Source organism: Brevibacillus formosus (genome assembly GCF_003013405.1).
In the GTDB taxonomy this organism is placed as follows: Bacteria; Bacillota; Bacilli; order Brevibacillales; family Brevibacillaceae; genus Brevibacillus; species Brevibacillus formosus.
Genome location: NZ_PXZL01000007.1, coordinates 12,561 through 30,597, shown reverse-complemented (window position 1 = coordinate 30,597; position 18,037 = coordinate 12,561). Strand labels below are relative to the sequence as shown.

The following is an 18,037-nucleotide window of genomic DNA, read 5'->3' as shown; positions in this document are numbered from 1 at the left end:
CTTGTAACTGTTTTTATTCGTTTACGACCATATGCGGACGATCTCTCTGGTTTCTAAATGACAGGTAAGCTTGAATACATCTGGATTGCTTAATTTCTCCCAATCGTGAAAGCCAAAGCGATCATCAATTGATTTCATGAGCAAGGCCAGCAGGCATCCGTGGCTGACAAGCACAATATTGTTATGCTCGTCTGCTAAAATCTCAGTAAGCAACGAATTTGCCCGGTTGATAGCAGTAAGACTGGATTCGCCTCCTTCGAATTCAAGAGCCAGGTCATCGAACGTATCGCGCAGCCGCTCGAACCAATCCCCACGCGGTACTCCGCTAAGGACGCGCTCGACCAAACGCGTGTCTTCTTCAACCACGATTCCGCGTTCTTGTGCAAATGGCCGGATGGTGGCAATCGCCCGATGATACGGACTCGAAATGATTCGATCAATGGGGAAACCTGCGAAGAAAGTGGCGAGCTCCTGAGCTTGTACTTCTCCCTTTTCCGTGAGCAGGGCTTCGGGTTCTTGGCCAGCAGCCTGACAATGACGTACCAAATAAATTGTTTTCATAATCCCTCCAACAGACTTCTCCTATGGAAATCCTCCCTTCACTCATTCGCTGCCTTGGATAAGTTTCCCTTTTGCTGACGCAAACGTTTATGCATAAACAGATGATGAGTATGCATAAAAACAAGATACTTTTTATGCGAGAATTGTATATTTTCATTGTATCTCCGTTTTAGACTGCGAATTAACAAGAAATTCACAAGAAAAATAGTTGTATTTTTATTAGTTCATTTGTATAATTACTCGCATAAGAGAAACTTCGAAACGGGGAGAGAGAATGATGGCAAAAGAAAAAATTGTGTTGGCCTATTCAGGCGGTTTAGATACATCGGTAGCAATTAAATGGCTGCAAGATACGTATAACTACGATGTCATTGCAGTTGCATTGGATGTAGGGGAAGGGAAAGACCTCGATTTCGTACAGAAAAAAGCATTGCAGGTAGGGGCATTGAAATCAATCGTAGTGGATGCAAAAGATGCATTCGCAGAGGAATTCGTATTGCCAGCCCTGAAGGCAAACGCGATGTACGAAGGCAAGTATCCATTGGTGTCTGCACTGTCGCGTTACTTGATTTCGCGCGTGCTGGTTGAAATCGCAGAAAAAGAAGGCGCGGTAGCTGTCGCACACGGTTGCACAGGAAAAGGAAACGATCAGGTGCGCTTCGATGTTTCCTTCACAGCGCTGAACCCGGATATCAAAATTGTGGCGCCGGTTCGTGAATGGGGCTGGACGCGTGACGAAGAGATTGAATATGCGAAAAAGAACAATATCCCGATCCCAATCGATTTGGACAATCCATACAGCATTGACCAAAACCTGTGGGGCAGAAGCTGCGAGTGCGGTGTTCTGGAAGATCCATGGGCCGCTCCTCCAGAAGGTGCATACGATCTGACGAAGTCGATCATGGATGCTCCAGACGAGGCAGAAGAAATCGAAATTACTTTCGTGCAAGGGAAGCCAACTGCATTGAACGGCGAAGAGCTCCCACTGGCTGAGCTGATCCTCAAGCTGAACAAAATCGCTGGAAACCATGGAGTAGGTCGTATCGACCATGTGGAAAACCGTTTGGTGGGCATCAAATCTCGCGAAGTTTACGAGACACCGGCTGCGACTACTTTGATTTTGGCGCACCGTGAGCTGGAGTTCCTGACGCAACCTCGTGAGGTCGCTCAGTTCAAACCGATTGTCGAGCAAAAACTGGCGCAAGTGATTTACGAGGGTCTCTGGTATTCGCCAATTCGCAATGCTGTCCAGGCATTCATTGAAGAAACGCAAAAGCACGTAACGGGTGTCGTACGCGTAAAGCTGCACAAAGGACATGCGATCGTTGTAGGCCGCACCTCTGCATCGTCTCTCTACAGCCATGAGTTGGCGACTTACAATGCGGGTGACCAATTCGACCACAAAGCAGCACTCGGTTTCATCAAACTGTGGGGTCTGCCTACAAAGGTATACGCACAGGTAAACGAGGGTGTACTGCACGAGAATAAAAATACTGCCATTAAGATTTTGGATGAAAAGGATGCGATCAAGCAATGAAACTCTGGGGAGGACGCTTCACGAAGCCGACGAATCAACTCGTAGAAGAGTATACTGCTTCTATTTCTTTCGACCAGAAAATGTGGCGACAGGACATCGTCGGAAGCCTGGCTCATGTTGCCATGTTGGGCAAGTGTGGCATCCTGCCGATGGAGGAAGTAAGACAGATCATCGCTGGCTTGAAAAAAGTAAAAGAGAAAATTGAGCGCGGGCAAGCTGAGTTTCTCGTTGCGCACGAAGATGTGCATATGAATATTGAAAAGATGCTGATTGAAGAGATCGGTCCGGTGGGAGGCAAACTCCACACCGGACGCAGCCGCAATGATCAGGTTGCGTTGGATATGCACCTGTACCTCAGAGAAAAGCTGATGGAGATTATCCAATTGGCAATGTATTTGCAAGAGGCATTGCTTGAGCAAGCCAGCCAGCATCTTGACACCGTCATGCCAGGCTATACACATTTGCAGCGCGCGCAGCCAGTATTGTTCGGCTATCACCTGATGGCGTATGTGTCCATGCTGCAACGTGATATCGAACGGATGACGGAGACGTGGAAGCGTGTGAATGTGCTGCCGCTTGGAGCAGGTGCCCTCGCAGGTACGACATTCCCGATCGACCGTACGTTTGTAGCGGAATTGCTGCAATTTGACGGCATCTATCAAAACAGCATGGATGCAGTGAGTGATCGTGATTTCATTGTCGAATTTTTGGCAGACGCTTCTTTAGTCATGACCCATCTTTCCCGTCTGTGCGAAGAGCTCGTCATCTGGAGCAGTCAGGAATTCTCCTTTGTGGAGCTAGACGATGCATTTTGCACGGGGTCCAGTATCATGCCGCAAAAGAAAAATCCTGATGTAGCAGAGCTGGTTCGCGGAAAAACTGGGCGTGTTTACGGCAATTTGTTTGGATTGTTGACCGTATTGAAAGGTTTGCCGCTGGCGTACAACAAGGACATGCAAGAAGATAAAGAAGGCATGTTCGATACGGTAGCAACCATTCATGGTGCGCTAGCGTTGCTCACGCCGATGATTAAGACGATGCAAGTCAAAGCAGATCGCATGCGTCAAGCAGTTACCAACGATTTTTCCAATGCGACAGACCTGGCAGATTACTTGGTTCGCAAAGACATGCCATTCCGTCAGGCGCATGAAGTTGTAGGAAGAACCGTCTTGTACTGCATCGAGCAGCAAAAATATCTTCTCGATTTGACCTTGGAAGAATTCCAGAACTTCTCAGAGGCTATTGGGGCAGATGTGTATGACGCTCTAGCTGTTGAGACAGTTGTCAATGCACGCAACGTGTTGGGCGGAACTGCCCGTAATCAGGTGGAAGTCCAAATTGATTGGTACCGCAAGCAACTGGTAGAAACACATGCGTGGGTGGACAAAAACAGTCAAAAGGTCATGATTGAATCCTTGATCGATGTCGGTTCGCCTGCATAAAAACGTACTTGTAGGTAAAACAAAAAACCCCAAGCTTTGGGGTTTTTTTGCGCTCTATCCTTATCTACCGACTATTTTCGAATCAAAGCCTAATGCGGTTGCGTACGCAAGAGGCAACTCCATGCGGGCTGTCTTTAAAGGATCGACGACCTGACAGATACGCAAATCTCCCGCAGCGGAGAGCAGGAAGGTGGCTTCGGCCTTTTCCACGCCCAGCTCTTCGTGTAGAAATTGCACCATGTTGATTACCGCTCGATCCGCAGCCTTGTCCAGCTCCTTTTCCGACGCAATCGTGATCAGGTGCTCTTGGTTGACTGCCATCGGTAACGGCCACTGCTTTCCTTTTATCACATCGAGCTTTACGGTTACTTCCCCTGCGATTTCTACACCACATACAGCTACTTCACCGTCAGCCATTGCAGCATGGAGGTCACCAAGGGCAAATAATGCGCCCGGAACATTTACGGGTAAAAGCAATGTAGTACCTTCACGGATTTGCTTGCAGTCCATGTTGCCGCCGTGATCGCCCGGCGTACCGCATGAAATGGCTTCTTTGGCAGGAGCTGTTCCAATTACGCCAATCATGGGGTTGATCGGAACCTGAAGCTTGTCTGACAATACAGCTTTTCCATCTTGTATCGGAATCATTTTAATCACATTTTCTTGCAGGTCGAATCCCATTACACCCAGTTCTGGTCCAGTAACCATTACGCCTTGGTTTTTAATCTCAATTTTCTGAATATGAACAACCAAAATATCGCCTGGTTCTGTTTCTTCTATATAAATAGGGCCGGAAGCAGGGTTGATCCGATTCCAATCAAGCTCTTGAAACACGGTGTCAGCCGATTGGATTTGGTCCTCGAAGCAATCGCAGGTTTCAAACGTTACGATGCTGCCTGCTTCCACCTTCAAGACCGGCCGATTCTCAGGAGACATGGCATAAATCACGTCCTGCTTTTTTACTCTGTACATGGTTGCAGTCCTCCACTCCATTTCGGAATTTACATATATTTCTTTATCATAGCATGAAATGCCTGTGTGTTTAGCGTCAAATCATGGAGGAAATAATTGTACAAAGGGATCGAAGGCCTAAAGAGAGCAGGGAACAATCATGCAAGAGAGCTACAAGATCAGTCCCCGTCAACTATTGATGCTCGTCACCCTTGTTACCATTGGGGACTCTGTTCTCGTCCTGCCTGGCATGACGGCTGCACTCGCTAAACAGGATGCGTGGATATCCGTCCTGATCGGGCTTGTGGTGGGACTGCTCAATATTATGTTACTCATAGCTGTGGGAAAGCTTTATCGGAATCAAAGCTTTTTCACCTTCGTTGATCAAACCGTTGGGAGAGTGTTGGGAACCATCATTACACTCTCGTTTATTTGCTATACTCTGTTTTCAGCAGGGGCGCATGTGATGGAAATTGGCGACTTTGTTGGCACGCATTTATTAGTCTCGACACCAAGATTCGCGATACAGCTATTGTTTGTCATTGTGATTATGTTTGGTGTGAGTTTAGGACTGCAAACAGTCGCAGAATCGGCAGAAATCTATTTTGTCTGGTTCTTTTTCTTTTTTGGTTTACTCATGATTACTCTTCTGCCACAGGTGGAAATGTCGAGAATTCAACCTGTTTTTGAAAATGGGTGGATGCCTATTTTGCAGGGATCTACAGCGGCATTTGCCTTTCCTTTTTCAGAGCTGGTCATTTTTATGGCGGTTCTTCCGTTTGTCTCGCCCATCCAAAAACGAATGAGATCTTTTTTTCTGGGGACGTTGCTTGGGGGAATTGTGCTGTTCATCATCATGGTGATGTGCATCCTTGTTTTGGGGGCAGAACAGACTTCGCGACATTTTTATCCGACCTATGTTCTCATCAAACAGCTAAAGCTCGGGGATTTCATTCAACGGCTAGAGGCGATTATCGCAGTGATCTGGTTTATCGCTGTTAGTGTCAAAATTACGCTGTACTGCTTGTTTTTCCATTTAGGAATCCGTCACGTCTTTCGAATCGACAACTTCAAGGTTCTAATCTTTCCGTACATTGTTTTGCTCATGGTGATGTCTACGATTTTCTCGCCCAATATGATCGTCTATGGCGACATCATTGCGAAGTACTGGCCATTCTATGATTTTACCTATAGCATCGGTGTACCGTTGGTGCTGTTATGTGGAAATCTTATTCGGAAAAAATGGCTGAATCAAAACTGACGATCAAATTAATAAACGCCGTACTCCCATTTCTGGAAGGCGGCGTTTGCTTGTGTTTACAAAGACATGCGAAGAATCTGTGCCACATCATCGCTCGTCAACGTTTTGAATTGGCCGATCGGTCCAAACGGAGTAGCTTTTTCGGCCATGAGCTGCAAATGCTCGTCGGTGATACCGTAATCAGCCAAGCGAGTAGGGGCACCGATGCGCTCAAAGAAAGCTTCCGTAGCGGCGATCCCTTCCAATGCCACCTCATCATCTGTTTTGCCGGCAGGATCGACATTCCACACTTCTGTCGCGAACCGCACAAAGCGAGCGACGTTTTCACGGTACACATAGCGCATCCATTTCGGGAAGATGATCGCCAGACCGCCACCGTGCGGGATGTCGTAAACAGCACTCACAGCATGCTCAATGGAGTGGGTTGCCCAGTCTGTTGTGACACCAACCGGGAGAGTGCCGTTCAATGCCATTGTTCCGCAGTACATAATGTTGGCCCGCGCATCGTAGTCTTCCGGATTGGCGAGGGCGCGTTCTGCATTTTCGATGACGGTCTTCATGATCGACTCAGCAAAACGTGTTTGCAATGGAATTTCGGTTGTATGCGTGAAATACTGCTCGAATACATGGGACAAAATGTCGCTGATTCCGTAGATCGTTTGGTCCCGTGGCACGCTAAACGTATGCTCTGGGTCCAGAATCGAAAATGCCGGAAATGTCGTGCTAGCTCCATGCTTTTCTTGTGTCTCCCAGTTAGTGACGACACTTCCCCGGTTCATTTCAGAACCAGTAGCAGCAAGTGTCAGTACGGTACCGAGGGGCAAAGCCTCTTGTGCGGCCGCTTTGCGCGTATAAAAATCCCATACATCTCCTTCGTAAGGAACACCGATCGCGACTGCTTTGGCCGCGTCGATTACACTGCCACCACCTACAGCGAGTATCCAATTGACGCCCTCTCGGCGGCATAACTCAATTCCTTTGTTCACGGTGCCCAGACGTGGATTTGGCTCCACTCCTGGCAACTCATGCACGCGGCAGCCCGCGGACTGCAGGAGAGAAATCACTTTGTCGTAGAGACCGGTTCGCTTTATACTGCCACCACCATATACCAAAAGGACAGTGGGACCTAGCTGTCTTGCTTTTTCCTCGAGCTGGGCCAATTGACCCCGTCCAAAAATTAGCTGTGTCGGGTTATGGTAAACAAAATTTTCCACGTTATAAACAGCTCCTTTTTTATGATGCCCTCTTGTCACACTCATTGTAGCCAACTGTTTTCCATGATGCTAGTTGGTAATGTGCAATCTTATTTTCTCCCTAATTCGTGGCAGTTGTTAACAATCGAAGCTGTTTCGACAAGAAATGAGAGATTTAGTGGATACCATCCGTGAATCGTGGTGGTATAATGGATAGGATGGGAATTCCCGCTGTTTTTCAACAAGGTATGGCAGCGGTTGCTAGTGGGTAGAGGGGTTTTGTCGATTTTTACTTTAAAATTCAGGATCAAGATACATAGACAAGGATCTGACGAAGTAGGATGTGATTGGCTTGATCGAAATGTTTGATGTGTGGAAAACATACCCGAATGGAACGAATGCTTTGAAAGGTATCAACATTCGGATTGAGAAAGGTGAATTTGTGTACGTAGTAGGCCCCAGTGGTGCGGGTAAATCTACGTTTATCAAATTGATGTACCGTGAAGAGAAGCCGACGAAAGGACAAATCTTTTTGGGTGGCTTCAATGTCAGCAGAATCAAAGAGCGCCAAATTCCATTAGTCCGCCGCAGTATCGGTGTCGTGTTCCAAGACTTCAAGCTGCTGCCGACGTTAACCGTTTTCGAAAACGTTGCATTTGCGATGGAAGTAATCGAGAGCAATCCGAAACAAATTAAGCCGCGCGTGATGGATGTTTTGGGACTGGTAAAGCTCAAGCATAAAGCAAAAATGCTTCCGAGCGAGCTGTCCGGTGGTGAGCAGCAACGTGTTGCCTTAGCGCGTGCACTGGTGAATAGCCCGGGAATCATTATCGCGGACGAGCCGACGGGGAACCTGGACCCAGAGACCTCATGGGAAATCATGAAGCTGTTTGAAGAAATCAATCAGCGTGGCACGACAGTCGTTATGGCTACCCACAATAGGGAAATTGTAAACACCATGAGAAAACGGGTGGTTGCGATCGAAGCAGGCCAAATTGCCCGTGATGAGCAGAGAGGGGAATATGGTTATGAAGATTAGGACGCTGGGGCGCCATGTCCGTGAAGGGGTCAAAAACCTCGGGCGGAACGGCTGGATGTCGTTCGCTTCAATTAGTGCCGTGACCATTACCCTCTTTATCTTGGGCGTTTTCCTCATTCTGGCGATGAACGTCAATTACTTTGCGCAGTCCGTGGAAAAACAAGTAGAAATTCGGGTCTTCATGGACTTGCTGGCGACAAAAGAGAACATCACACAGGTTGAGAACAACATCAAGAAACTTCCGCAAGTAGAGTCTGTTTCATTTGTTCCGAAAGACGAAGGGCTGAAGCAATTTAAAGAGAGCCTTGGTGAAAAAGCGTATTTGTTCGAAGGATTGGAGGAAAGCAACCCTCTGCCGGATGCGTTTACCGTAAAAACGAAGCAACCGCAAGACACTGCTGCTGTTGCCGCTCAAATTAAAAATATCCAGTATGTCAAAAGCCTAACCTATGGGGAAGGCACTGTGGAAAAGCTGTTTTCCTTGACAGGAGCAGTCCGTAATGTCGGGATTGCCTTTATTATTGGACTTGGTTTTACAGCGATGTTCTTGATTGCCAACACGATTAAGCTGACAATTGTGGCACGTCGCAGAGAGATTGAAATCATGAAGCTGGTTGGTGCCACGAACTGGTTTATCCGTTGGCCATTCTTTGTGGAGGGACTCATGATGGGGGTGGCAGGGGCTTTGATTCCGACCATTATGTTAATGGTTGGCTATTACTACCTCCTGGATGCCATTCACTCCAGTTTTGAAGCTTCCCAACTGTTTAAACTGTTGCCGCTATTCCCGCTCGTGTATCAAGTGGCGTTGGCTTTGCTGGCGATTGGTGCATTCATCGGGATTTGGGGAAGCTTGGTGTCCGTACGTCGCTTCTTGCGAGTTTAATAATTTGAAGAGCGTGGGAGGAGTATCATGAGAAAGAGAATCCTGCTAGCACTCGTAATCACTGGGCTTGTAGTCGGTACTGTGCTCCCGACAAATGTGAGCTTGGCAGCGCCTAGTAAGGCCTCTTTGGACAAGATTAATCGAGAGCTAAAAGAAATCCAAAAGAAGAAGAAAAGCCAGCAGCAGCAATTGAAGAAGACCGAAGAACAGATCAATGTCGTACAAAAAGAGAAAAAGGGCTTGGAAACGCAATTGATGCAAATCGATTTGCGTCGCAACGATACACAGAAAAAGCTGGACAAGCTTGAGAAGCAAATGGATGATACCAAGGAAAAAGCAGCAAACGCGCAGGATCAGCTGGATGAGGCAAAAGATCGCGTAGCGAAAAGGGATGCCTTGCTCAGAACACGTGTGACTTCCATGTATGAACGCGGTACGGTCTCCTATTTGGATGTCCTTCTCGGTTCCTCTGACTTTGGGGACTTTTTGACGCGTATGCAGGCCTTGCAGCTTATTTTGGAGCAGGACACGCGTATTTTAGAGGATAACATTCGCGATAAGGAAACCATCGAGACCAAAAAGAAAGAAATTGATCATCAATTGACTGTGTACGCCGGGATGTTCGATGAGGCTGAGGAGCTCAAAGCCGAATTGGACAAGCAGTACAAGCAAAGTATGGTGGTCAAGGCTGAATTAGAAAAGAAAGAATCAGCTCTTGAAGTGGATTTGGAGCAGTATGGGCAGGAGCTTTTGGCTATCACCAAACAAGAATCAGCCAAATACGCGGAGCGAGTACGTGCAATGAGCGCATCCAGTACAGGCTACAAGGGTGGGAAGTTTGCTTTGCCTATTGCAAGTGGACAATTTCGCTTCACTTCTGGGTTCGGAATGCGGTCAGACCCGTTTACAGGCCGCTCGGCTGGGCATAATGGTGTAGATATGGCAGCACCGAAGGGAACGCCAATTTTGGCTGCGGCTGATGGAATCGTTCTCTTTGCAGGATATAACGGCGGCTTCGGGAATACAGTAATGATCAAGCATAACGCAGAATATACCACTCTGTACGGTCATATTCGCGAGGGAGGTATTAAGGTTTCTGTTGGGCAATCCGTATCGAGAGGCCAAAAGATCGCAGAGGTAGGATCAACAGGTCGTTCAACCGGAAATCACGTACACTTTACCGTCTATAAAAACGACGTAGCAGTTAACCCAATGCCGTATTTGAAGTAGACCCTCGTGCGACCAGACAAATATTGTTAACGGAACATGCATACACTAGCAGCATATCTTTTTCCGGTAGCACAAAGGATGGTGACGTAACAGTGAGATGGAAAGGACGTACCGTAATCGCGCTTGTACTCATCTCCATGGTAGCCAGTAGTTTTATTACGATGGCGATCATGAAGACATCGGCTAGCGCCAGTTCAAGTCAAGGTGGGGCTTTAACAGCATCCAGCATGGCGCTATTTTCTGGGAGCGGAGATTATCCGAAAGAGTTCCAGAAGCTGTACGAGGCGTTTTCAGCAATCAAGAAAGATTACATCCAAAATGTCACCAATGAGCAGTTAGTAGAGGGTGCAATTGGCGGAATGGTCGGGTCGCTCGAAGATCCGTACAGTGATTACATGGACCCTCGTTCTGCTGAGGAGTTCACATCTACCCTACACTCGACTTTCCAAGGGATCGGGACAGAGGTAACGATGCAAAATGGTCGGGTAACGGTTGTTTCGCCATTCAAAAACTCTCCAGCAGAGCGTGCAGGGCTGCGGCCAAACGACCAAATTTTGAGTGTAAACGATGAATCCCTTGAAGGATTGGACCTGCATCAGGCAGTGACGAAGATTCGTGGTCCAAAAGGAACGAAGGCGGTTCTCAAAGTAGTGAGGGCCGGAGTGCCAGAGCCTCTTACCATCGTGTGTGTGCGTGATGATATTCCGATTGAGACAGTAAACAGTCAGATCATCGAGAAGAACGGTGTTAAAGTAGGTGTGATCAGCCTTACCCAATTCTCGACAGACACAGCTAAGCACTTCAAAGAACAGCTGGCTGCTCTTGAGCAGAAGGGGATTGGCGGTCTGGTAATTGACGTTCGAGGAAATCCGGGCGGGTATTTGCTAGCTGTGAAAGAAATCGGAGAAATCCTCGTACCGAAAAAAGGCAAGATCGTGCAAATCGAGTATGGAAATGGCGGACAGCAAAAAGAAGAGTATTTCTCGACTACAGAAGCTGCCAAGCCTTACCCAATTTCGGTACTGATTAATGGCGGAAGCGCCAGTGCATCGGAGATTCTCGCGGGTGCTATGCGGGATAGCGGCAGCTACAAGCTGGTCGGTGAGAAGACCTTTGGCAAGGGAACCGTTCAGAGTACAATGGAAATGAACGACAAGAGCCAATTGAAGCTGACGATTGCCAAGTGGGTCACACCGAGTGGTGAATGGGTCCATAAAAAAGGCATTACGCCAGACTTTGCAGTCAAGCAACCAGACTATTTCAACGCAACTCTGTTGCCGGCAGATAAAGTATTGCAACGCGACATGGCTGGCACTGACGTGAAAAACCTGCAGCTCATCCTGAAGGGCTTGAATCTGTCCCCAGGACGCGAAGATGGCTACTTTGATGTAAAAACAGAGGAAGCAATCAAGCAGTTCCAAACCTCTAACAAACTTGAGGTAACTGGCAAAGTAGACGCGAAGACACGCTCTTCGCTGGAAGAAAGTCTCCGTAAAACGATGACGAAGCCAGAGAATGACCTGCAATTGCAAAAAGCTCTGGATGTAGTCACGGGCAAGTAATGAATAATCAAGAAAATGGAAGCAGGTAATTCCCTGCTTTCCGTAGAAATGATAACCACGGCAAATCAAATGCCGTGGTTTTTCTTTCTTTCAGTTGAGGTGAGGCAATTGGCGATACAGGCAGATATGCTTACCATTGCATATGGCTTTGCCGCATTTTTTATTAATCCTGTCTTCTATCTCTTTCTGGTGTTTATTTATTTGCATTATCGCAGACAGATGAACCTGGAAAGACAGCTTTTCTCTGCACGCATTCAGTCCCCTCTGCTCTCGACGATACGGGCTGTAGGGATGGGCTTGGTAGGAGGCTTGCTGATTTCTCTTCTAAGTGCAGGACTCGGCGTGGTTGTGCAAGCACAGGATTTGTGGATACTATGGGGATTGGCGCTCATCTTGGCGCTGATTCGTTTACGGTTTCTCTGTTTCGCATACGCTGCAGGGATTTTGGCGATTTTACACGCGATCACACAGGTCATTCCACCGGTTACGGATGTTCCTGGATTGAGCTTTGTCTGGGAAATGATTCGTCAGGCGAAACCATTGCCGTTGCTTGCGTTAGTTGCGGTTATGCACCTGATTGAAGCGATGCTTGTACGCTGGAATGGCGGACGGGACGCTTCTCCGCTGTTCGTGGAAGGGCAGCGTGGACGGATTGTCGGTGCCTATTTGCTTCATTCTTTTTGGCTGACGCCAGTCGTGCTGTTCGTACAGATGGAGCCAGGTGCTATTAGTGGTGCGTTGTATCCAGGGTGGCCGTTCTTTTCGCCGGAAGCCGCTTCATTCGGACTGATGCTTCTGCCGACAGTGACCGGATTCTCCGATATGACGCAAACGATGACACCTTATAGAAAAGCAACGCAGGTTGCGAAAAATTTGACGCTGTATGCGATCATTTTGCTGGGCTTATGCGCTCTCGCTGTATGGTTTTATCCATTGATCTTGCTGGCTGCGATCTTTGCACTATTCGGTCATGAGGCGCTGTTTTTCTGGAGTCAGTATCAAGAAAGAAAACGTTCGCCTTATTTCATCCAGTCTTCGCGTGGCGTAAAAGTAATGGGTGTCATTCCGGGTACAAGAGCAGAGGAGATCGGCATCACACCCGGTGAGATTATCGTGAAAGTAAATGGCATTTCGGTGCGGGAAAAAGAAGATTTATATCCAGCACTACAAGCCAATCCTGCCTTTTGCAAAATGGAAGTACTTACGCGTGAAGGCGAGCTGAAGTTCGTACAGTGTGCGGTCTATGCGGGCAATCATCACCAACTGGGGATCATTGTGGTTCCGGATGCAAATACCCGTGCATTTGTTGATTTGAAACGCGCCAGTGTAGTCGAGCTGATCAAGCAAAAGCTGGAGAAGCTGAATGTAGGAGCATAAGGATAGTTGGGGAGAAGGTATGCAGGCAAAAGTGCATACCTTCTTTTTTTCGAGAAAAGCTCGTCTACTCGGTAACTTACTGGTGGCTGTTGCGTCTCAATGGAGGAGGAAATAAGGGGGAGTTGGTTCGGTGTTCAAAGTAAAAAGAACAGTCTCATGGTTTTTGTCGGGTACATTAGCTGCTGCCACGGTTTTTGCTGCACCATTATCAGGAGCAGGCGCAATGAGTCCTGTGACCGTAGCGCAGGCTCAATCGGTTGTAGCTGTGCCGATGCATGTGACGAAAGGTGTCCAAAAGCTAGTCAAGCTTGTACCGGAATTGTCTTCGCGCTATGTCGTTTACGGTGGAGATGTGGATGGACCTGGTGTTAGCGGGGTGGCGGTCACTTTTGCGCAGTCTGCTGCTGAGGCTGAGTCGTCCATGGATGATGCGATTTTTGACGGACAGACAGGGGAGCTTCTCAGACTGAATCTTACCCCGAAAGCAGCAACAAAGCCTGCGTACCCGAATGAGCAGCAAGCCAAAGCACGTGCGTTGGCTTTTGTCGCTGGTTTGCAGGGAACTGGTACAGGTAACACCTATCAGGCGAGAGAGGTTTATAAAAATAAGGACCTATTGACGGTTCGACTGGTGCGAGTCCTAAATAATGTAGTGCTTGATGACGATTATGACTGTCTCGTCAGTTTTGATACATCAGGAAGAATCGTTTGGTTTTCCACGTTTGATGGCAGGTTATACGAAAAAGTAAGTCCTTCTTCACTCCCATCTACGCAGCGCGTCATCTCCGCGGAACAAGCTGTACGAAAGTGGCAAGAAAGCCGTCCATTGGAGCTTGTTTATTTATTGCCTATTCATAATCATAGCGATCAGGTGGAAGCAAAGCTTGCCTATGTCCTGAAAAATGGAATCATAACCCAACAATATACAGGTAGTGCATTGGATGCCTTCAGTGGCAACCGATTGGTAACAACGAATTCAAGAGCGACAACGAGCCCGTCTCAGACCATCAATGTGAATGGAACAGGTGAGAAGTGGGTTGCGCAAACAGAAACGCAAGCGCGTGATTTGTTACGCATGTTGTTTAAACTCGAAACAGAAAAGCTGCCGCTGTCCATCTACGAGGCGAGTTACGATGATGGTCCAGCCCTTCGTTATTTCATATGGGGAAATTTTGGTGAGGGGGTTCCCGATGCTGACAAAATATCTCGAATGGCTACCTTTCCTGAGGGAAGCAGTAACGGCGAGCAGCATCATCTCCTCGTGACAGATGCGAGGACTGGTGAATTTCTTGAATTTTCCACGAAGGTAAACAATCCGCAATGGTCTAATGTGAAAACGGATAAGAAGCGGGATCGAGTGAAAGCGGATAAGCTTTTGAACAGATTGACTCCGTCTGGAAGCAATCAGTTCCAAATAACGGAGGATGGAGATGAAAGGTACACCTCGATCATAGCTGATCCCATTGTGAACGGGATTCCGGTTTATGGGATCAATCAAAGTGCGGAGGACGGGATGTATACGATTCGGATCGATTCATGGACGGGGACATGGGAGCAGGTGAGAATAAACAAACCGGTCAGTGTCAAATACCCGGCCGGTTCCCAAGCCCTTAAAGAACAAGTGGCCATGACCCGATTACTGCAAACCTATCCACTTGAGTTGACCTACATTCACCAGACAGATCATAAGAAAAACACGATTACGTGGAAGCTTGGCTATGACCTTTCGTTTCGCCAAACTCGCCCGCATTGCTTCTGCGGGGGAGAATTTAAAGTAGATGATACGTTTTATGTGGATGCGATAACCGGAAAAGTGATCGTAAACGAATAGGACCCTGCAAAAGAAAAGCCGCCTTCTTCGATTCGAAGATGTGCGGCTTTTTGTATAGGATTCTAGGCAGTTGCTTCGAATCCTGTGATTTGATTGAGAGCGACTTTCTTATCATCCTGAAGGACGAATTCGACTACTCCGTTTTTCATGCTGACAGCTTTGACCACTCCGGTAAGAGGAGTATTGGTAGTGGTGCCGTCCGGATTCGTTGAAGACTGGTTGTACGTGATGTTGTAGCCGATCATTTGCGCGTAGGCAAGCGAGTTGCCCATTGTTCTGTTTTCAGGTTTCACTGTCATGCCTACGATTTCTTCGGCTTTTACAGTTGATCCATTATCCAGTTGGAATTGTGCGGTACCGTTTTTGGTGGTAAAGCCAGTGATGACGCCATTCAAGATTTCATCAACCTTGGAAACGTCGTGAGTGGTATCTGGATTGCCATCCCGGTCGACTTCCTTGGTTACTTTATAGGAAATCTCTCGACCGATCATTTCCATGTACTTCACGCTGTTATCGAGCGTATTGCCAGCCAGACCTTGCGATTCCAGTCCGGAGACGTCTGCCAGTGGAATCGGTGTCGATTCGCCTGCGATACGGAAGTAGATTTTGCCTTGATCCATGTAGACGGCATCAAGTACGCCTTCTTTCTTCTCCGTCTTGGTTTCTCCCGTCATCTCGTCCTTGGTAGTAAGGGAATAAGAGGCAGTGCGACCTACCAGCTTTTCATACTTTTCCAAAGTGACCATGCTGTTGTTCGATTGCTCCATCAGCGTGGTCATTTTTGTGATTTTTTCTACCATAGTCAGCATACTTGTCTGCTGGATGAACTGAGAGTTGTCCATGGGGGACATAGGGTCTTGATGCTTTAGCTGCTCCAGCATGAGCTTCATAAAGGCATTTTGGTCGAGCTCCGTGGTGAACTCCTTTTTGCCTTTATAGCTCATATGCGGTTGTATATAAGGGTTATTTTTGACGGTTGTTCCGGTATCTGACATGTCAATCCTCCCTGAAGGTGGCGAGTCTATCTGCGTTATGTTTGTACTTTCTTCATCTTATATCGGTAAAATCGGCGGAAAGATGAAGACAAACATTTGTTCGAATTTTGGGCTTAAACTAGCCGGAATTGTGTTATAATGGAAGTAGAAACAGTCATGCTATGAGGAGATGAACGAGGGAATGGAGCGTTTTGAATTGGTATCGGAGTTTCAACCGTCCGGTGACCAGCCGACCGCCATTGCCGAGCTGGTGGCAGGGTTAAAGGCTGGCAAGCGACACCAGACATTGCTTGGTGCGACGGGAACGGGAAAGACTTATACGGCTGCCCAAGTAATTGCTCAGGTGAACAGGCCAACACTCGTGATGGCACATAACAAAACTCTGGCAGCTCAGCTTTGTGCAGAGTTTAAGGAGTTTTTCCCGAACAATGCGGTGGAATACTTCGTCAGTTACTACGATTACTATCAACCCGAGGCATACATTCCCCAATCGGATACGTTTATTGAAAAAGACTCGAGCATCAACGACGAGATCGACAAGCTCCGTCACTCGGCTACCAGTGCGCTGTTTGAACGCCGAGATGTGATCATCGTTGCCTCCGTCTCCTGCATTTACGGATTGGGTTCGCCGGAAGAGTACCGTGAACTGCTCTTGTCTTTGCGCGTTGGCATGGAAAAAGGACGAGACGAGATTTTGCATCGTCTGGTCGATATCCAATACACACGCAACGATATCAACTTTACACGTGGTACGTTCCGCGTGCGGGGTGACGTGGTGGAGATTTTTCCTGCCTCACAGAGTGAGCAGGCGATTCGCGTAGAGTTTTTCGGAGATGAAATTGAACGGATTACTTCGATTGACGTACTGACCGGAGAGATTTTGGGACAGCGTGATCACATTGCCATTTTCCCTGCCTCCCACTACGTTACGCGCGAGGAGAAAATGAAGCTGGCTGTCCAAAGCATCGAGGCCGAGCTGGAAGAAAGACTGAAAGAATTCCGTGATGCGGGCAAGCTCTTGGAGGCACAGCGACTGGAGCAACGCACACGGTACGATATTGAGATGATGCTGGAGATGGGCTTCTGCTCCGGGATCGAAAACTACTCGCGCCATCTGACAGGACTTCCTGCGGGGCACGCTCCGTATACCTTGCTGGATTACTTCCCAGATGATTTTATCGTCATGATGGATGAGTCGCATATGACCTTGCCGCAGGTTCGGGGGATGTATAACGGTGACCGCGCGCGGAAGGATGTACTGGTCGATCACGGATTCCGTCTGCCTTCTGCACGCGATAACCGTCCACTCAAGTTCGAGGAGTTTGAAGGAAAGCTGAAACAAGCGATCTACATTTCAGCTACGCCTGGTCCATATGAGCTGGAGCACAGCCCAGAAATGGTGCAACAGGTGATTCGTCCGACAGGCTTGATTGATCCGACGGTAACGGTACGTCCGATCAAAGGACAGATTGACGATCTGATTGGCGAAATTCAAGCCACGATTGCGAAAAATGAGCGTGTTCTGGTCACGACTCTGACGAAGAAAATGTCTGAGGATTTGACGGACTATCTGAAAGAAATCGGAATCAAGGTCCGCTATCTTCACTCGGATATTAAAACGATTGAGCGGATGCAGATTTTACGTTCGTTGCGTTTGGGTGAGTTTGACGTGCTGGTCGGGATCAACCTCTTGCGGGAAGGTCTAGACTTGCCGGAGGTATCGCTCGTGGCGATTTTGGATGCAGACAAGGAAGGCTTCCTGCGCAATGAGCGCTCGCTGATTCAGACGATCGGTCGGGCTGCGCGGAACGCTGAGGGACGCGTTATTATGTACGCGGACAAAATGACAGATTCGATGGCATCTGCGATTCGAGAGACAGAGCGTCGTCGTTCCATTCAGATGGCTTACAATGAAAAGCACGGCATCACGCCGCAAACCGTGAAAAAGTCCGTCCGCGAAGTGATCGAGGCGACCAAGGTAGCGGAGGAAAAAGCAGATTACTTGCCACATGCAGACTTCAAAAAAATGTCGAAGAAGGATCGCGTGGCTGTCATAGAACGTATGGAAGAAGAAATGAAGGAAGCGGCACGCAACCTCATGTTCGAGCGTGCGGCCGAATTGCGTGATTTGATTCTTGAGCTGAAGGCGGAACTCTAAGGAGAGGTTTTTTT

At 47.9% G+C, this 18,037-nt stretch carries 14 protein-coding genes; 10 read left to right on the top strand and 4 right to left on the bottom strand.

All coding sequences use genetic code 11. The features are described from left to right. Positions 1-21 precede the first annotated feature (21 nt). On the bottom strand, positions 22-561 hold the full coding sequence (locus tag C7R91_RS06920) for a histidine phosphatase family protein (RefSeq protein ID WP_047069729.1): 540 nt from the start codon (positions 559-561) through the stop codon (positions 22-24). Between the two features lie 277 nt (positions 562-838). Between C7R91_RS06920 and C7R91_RS06915 the strand changes: the two genes are divergently transcribed. Together C7R91_RS06915 and argH are read left to right on the top strand one after the other, a co-directional pair. After that, positions 839-2,098 (top strand): argininosuccinate synthase, encoded by a 1,260-nt coding sequence (locus C7R91_RS06915; protein ID WP_047069728.1) that lies wholly within the window; start codon positions 839-841, stop codon positions 2,096-2,098. Continuing rightward, positions 2,095-3,540: an argininosuccinate lyase gene (gene argH, locus C7R91_RS06910; protein WP_047069727.1), complete on the top strand. Its 1,446-nt coding sequence runs from the start codon at positions 2,095-2,097 to the stop codon at positions 3,538-3,540. Before C7R91_RS06915 ends, argH begins: the two co-directional genes overlap by 4 nt. 60 nt (positions 3,541-3,600) lie before the next feature. On the opposite strand, the gene C7R91_RS06905 is transcribed toward argH, so the two are convergent. After that, complete coding sequence (locus C7R91_RS06905) at positions 3,601-4,512, bottom strand: acetamidase/formamidase family protein (RefSeq protein ID WP_047069726.1); 912 nt, start codon at positions 4,510-4,512, stop codon at positions 3,601-3,603. Positions 4,513-4,651: 139 nt separating this feature from the next. On the opposite strand from C7R91_RS06905, the gene C7R91_RS06900 reads away from it, so the two are divergent. After that, positions 4,652-5,752 (top strand): GerAB/ArcD/ProY family transporter, encoded by a 1,101-nt coding sequence (locus C7R91_RS06900; protein WP_047069725.1) that lies wholly within the window; start codon positions 4,652-4,654, stop codon positions 5,750-5,752. Positions 5,753-5,808: 56 nt separating this feature from the next. Here C7R91_RS06900 and C7R91_RS06895 read toward each other — a convergent pair whose 3' ends face one another. After that, on the bottom strand, positions 5,809-6,966 hold the full coding sequence (locus tag C7R91_RS06895) for an iron-containing alcohol dehydrogenase (protein WP_047069724.1): 1,158 nt from the start codon (positions 6,964-6,966) through the stop codon (positions 5,809-5,811). Positions 6,967-7,297: 331 nt separating this feature from the next. Between C7R91_RS06895 and ftsE the strand changes: the two genes are divergently transcribed. The 6 genes from ftsE (at position 7,298) to C7R91_RS06865 (ending at position 14,870) form a co-directional block, all read left to right on the top strand. Beyond that, a complete protein-coding gene (ftsE, locus tag C7R91_RS06890) occupies positions 7,298-7,984 on the top strand; it encodes a cell division ATP-binding protein FtsE (protein WP_015893511.1) in 687 nt (228 codons plus the stop codon). Beyond that, a complete protein-coding gene (ftsX, locus tag C7R91_RS06885) occupies positions 7,974-8,870 on the top strand; it encodes a permease-like cell division protein FtsX (RefSeq protein WP_047069723.1) in 897 nt (298 codons plus the stop codon). Before ftsE ends, ftsX begins: the two co-directional genes overlap by 11 nt. Positions 8,871-8,897: 27 nt before the next feature. Beyond that, positions 8,898-10,100, top strand: a complete 1,203-nt coding sequence (locus C7R91_RS06880) for a murein hydrolase activator EnvC family protein (protein WP_047069722.1) — start codon at positions 8,898-8,900, stop codon at positions 10,098-10,100. Between the two features lie 92 nt (positions 10,101-10,192). After that, the gene (locus tag C7R91_RS06875; RefSeq protein WP_047069721.1) at positions 10,193-11,662 is read left to right on the top strand and encodes a S41 family peptidase; all 1,470 of its coding nucleotides are present in this window, start codon (positions 10,193-10,195) and stop codon (positions 11,660-11,662) included. Between the two features lie 15 nt (positions 11,663-11,677). Beyond that, positions 11,678-13,039: a PDZ domain-containing protein gene (locus C7R91_RS06870; protein ID WP_047069720.1), complete on the top strand. Its 1,362-nt coding sequence runs from the start codon at positions 11,678-11,680 to the stop codon at positions 13,037-13,039. 130 nt (positions 13,040-13,169) lie between these two features. After that, the gene (locus C7R91_RS06865) at positions 13,170-14,870 is read left to right on the top strand and encodes a hypothetical protein (RefSeq protein WP_047069719.1); all 1,701 of its coding nucleotides are present in this window, start codon (positions 13,170-13,172) and stop codon (positions 14,868-14,870) included. A gap of 62 nt (positions 14,871-14,932) precedes the next feature. On the opposite strand, the gene C7R91_RS06860 is transcribed toward C7R91_RS06865, so the two are convergent. Further along, on the bottom strand, positions 14,933-15,865 hold the full coding sequence (locus C7R91_RS06860) for a flagellar hook assembly protein FlgD (protein WP_047069718.1): 933 nt from the start codon (positions 15,863-15,865) through the stop codon (positions 14,933-14,935). A 181-nt stretch (positions 15,866-16,046) separates the two neighbouring features. Between C7R91_RS06860 and uvrB the strand changes: the two genes are divergently transcribed. Beyond that, positions 16,047-18,023 carry an excinuclease ABC subunit UvrB gene (gene uvrB, locus C7R91_RS06855; protein WP_047069717.1) on the top strand — a complete coding sequence of 659 codons (1,977 nt, stop codon included), beginning with the start codon at positions 16,047-16,049 and terminating at the stop codon, positions 18,021-18,023. The last annotated feature ends 14 nt before the right edge of the window (positions 18,024-18,037 follow it).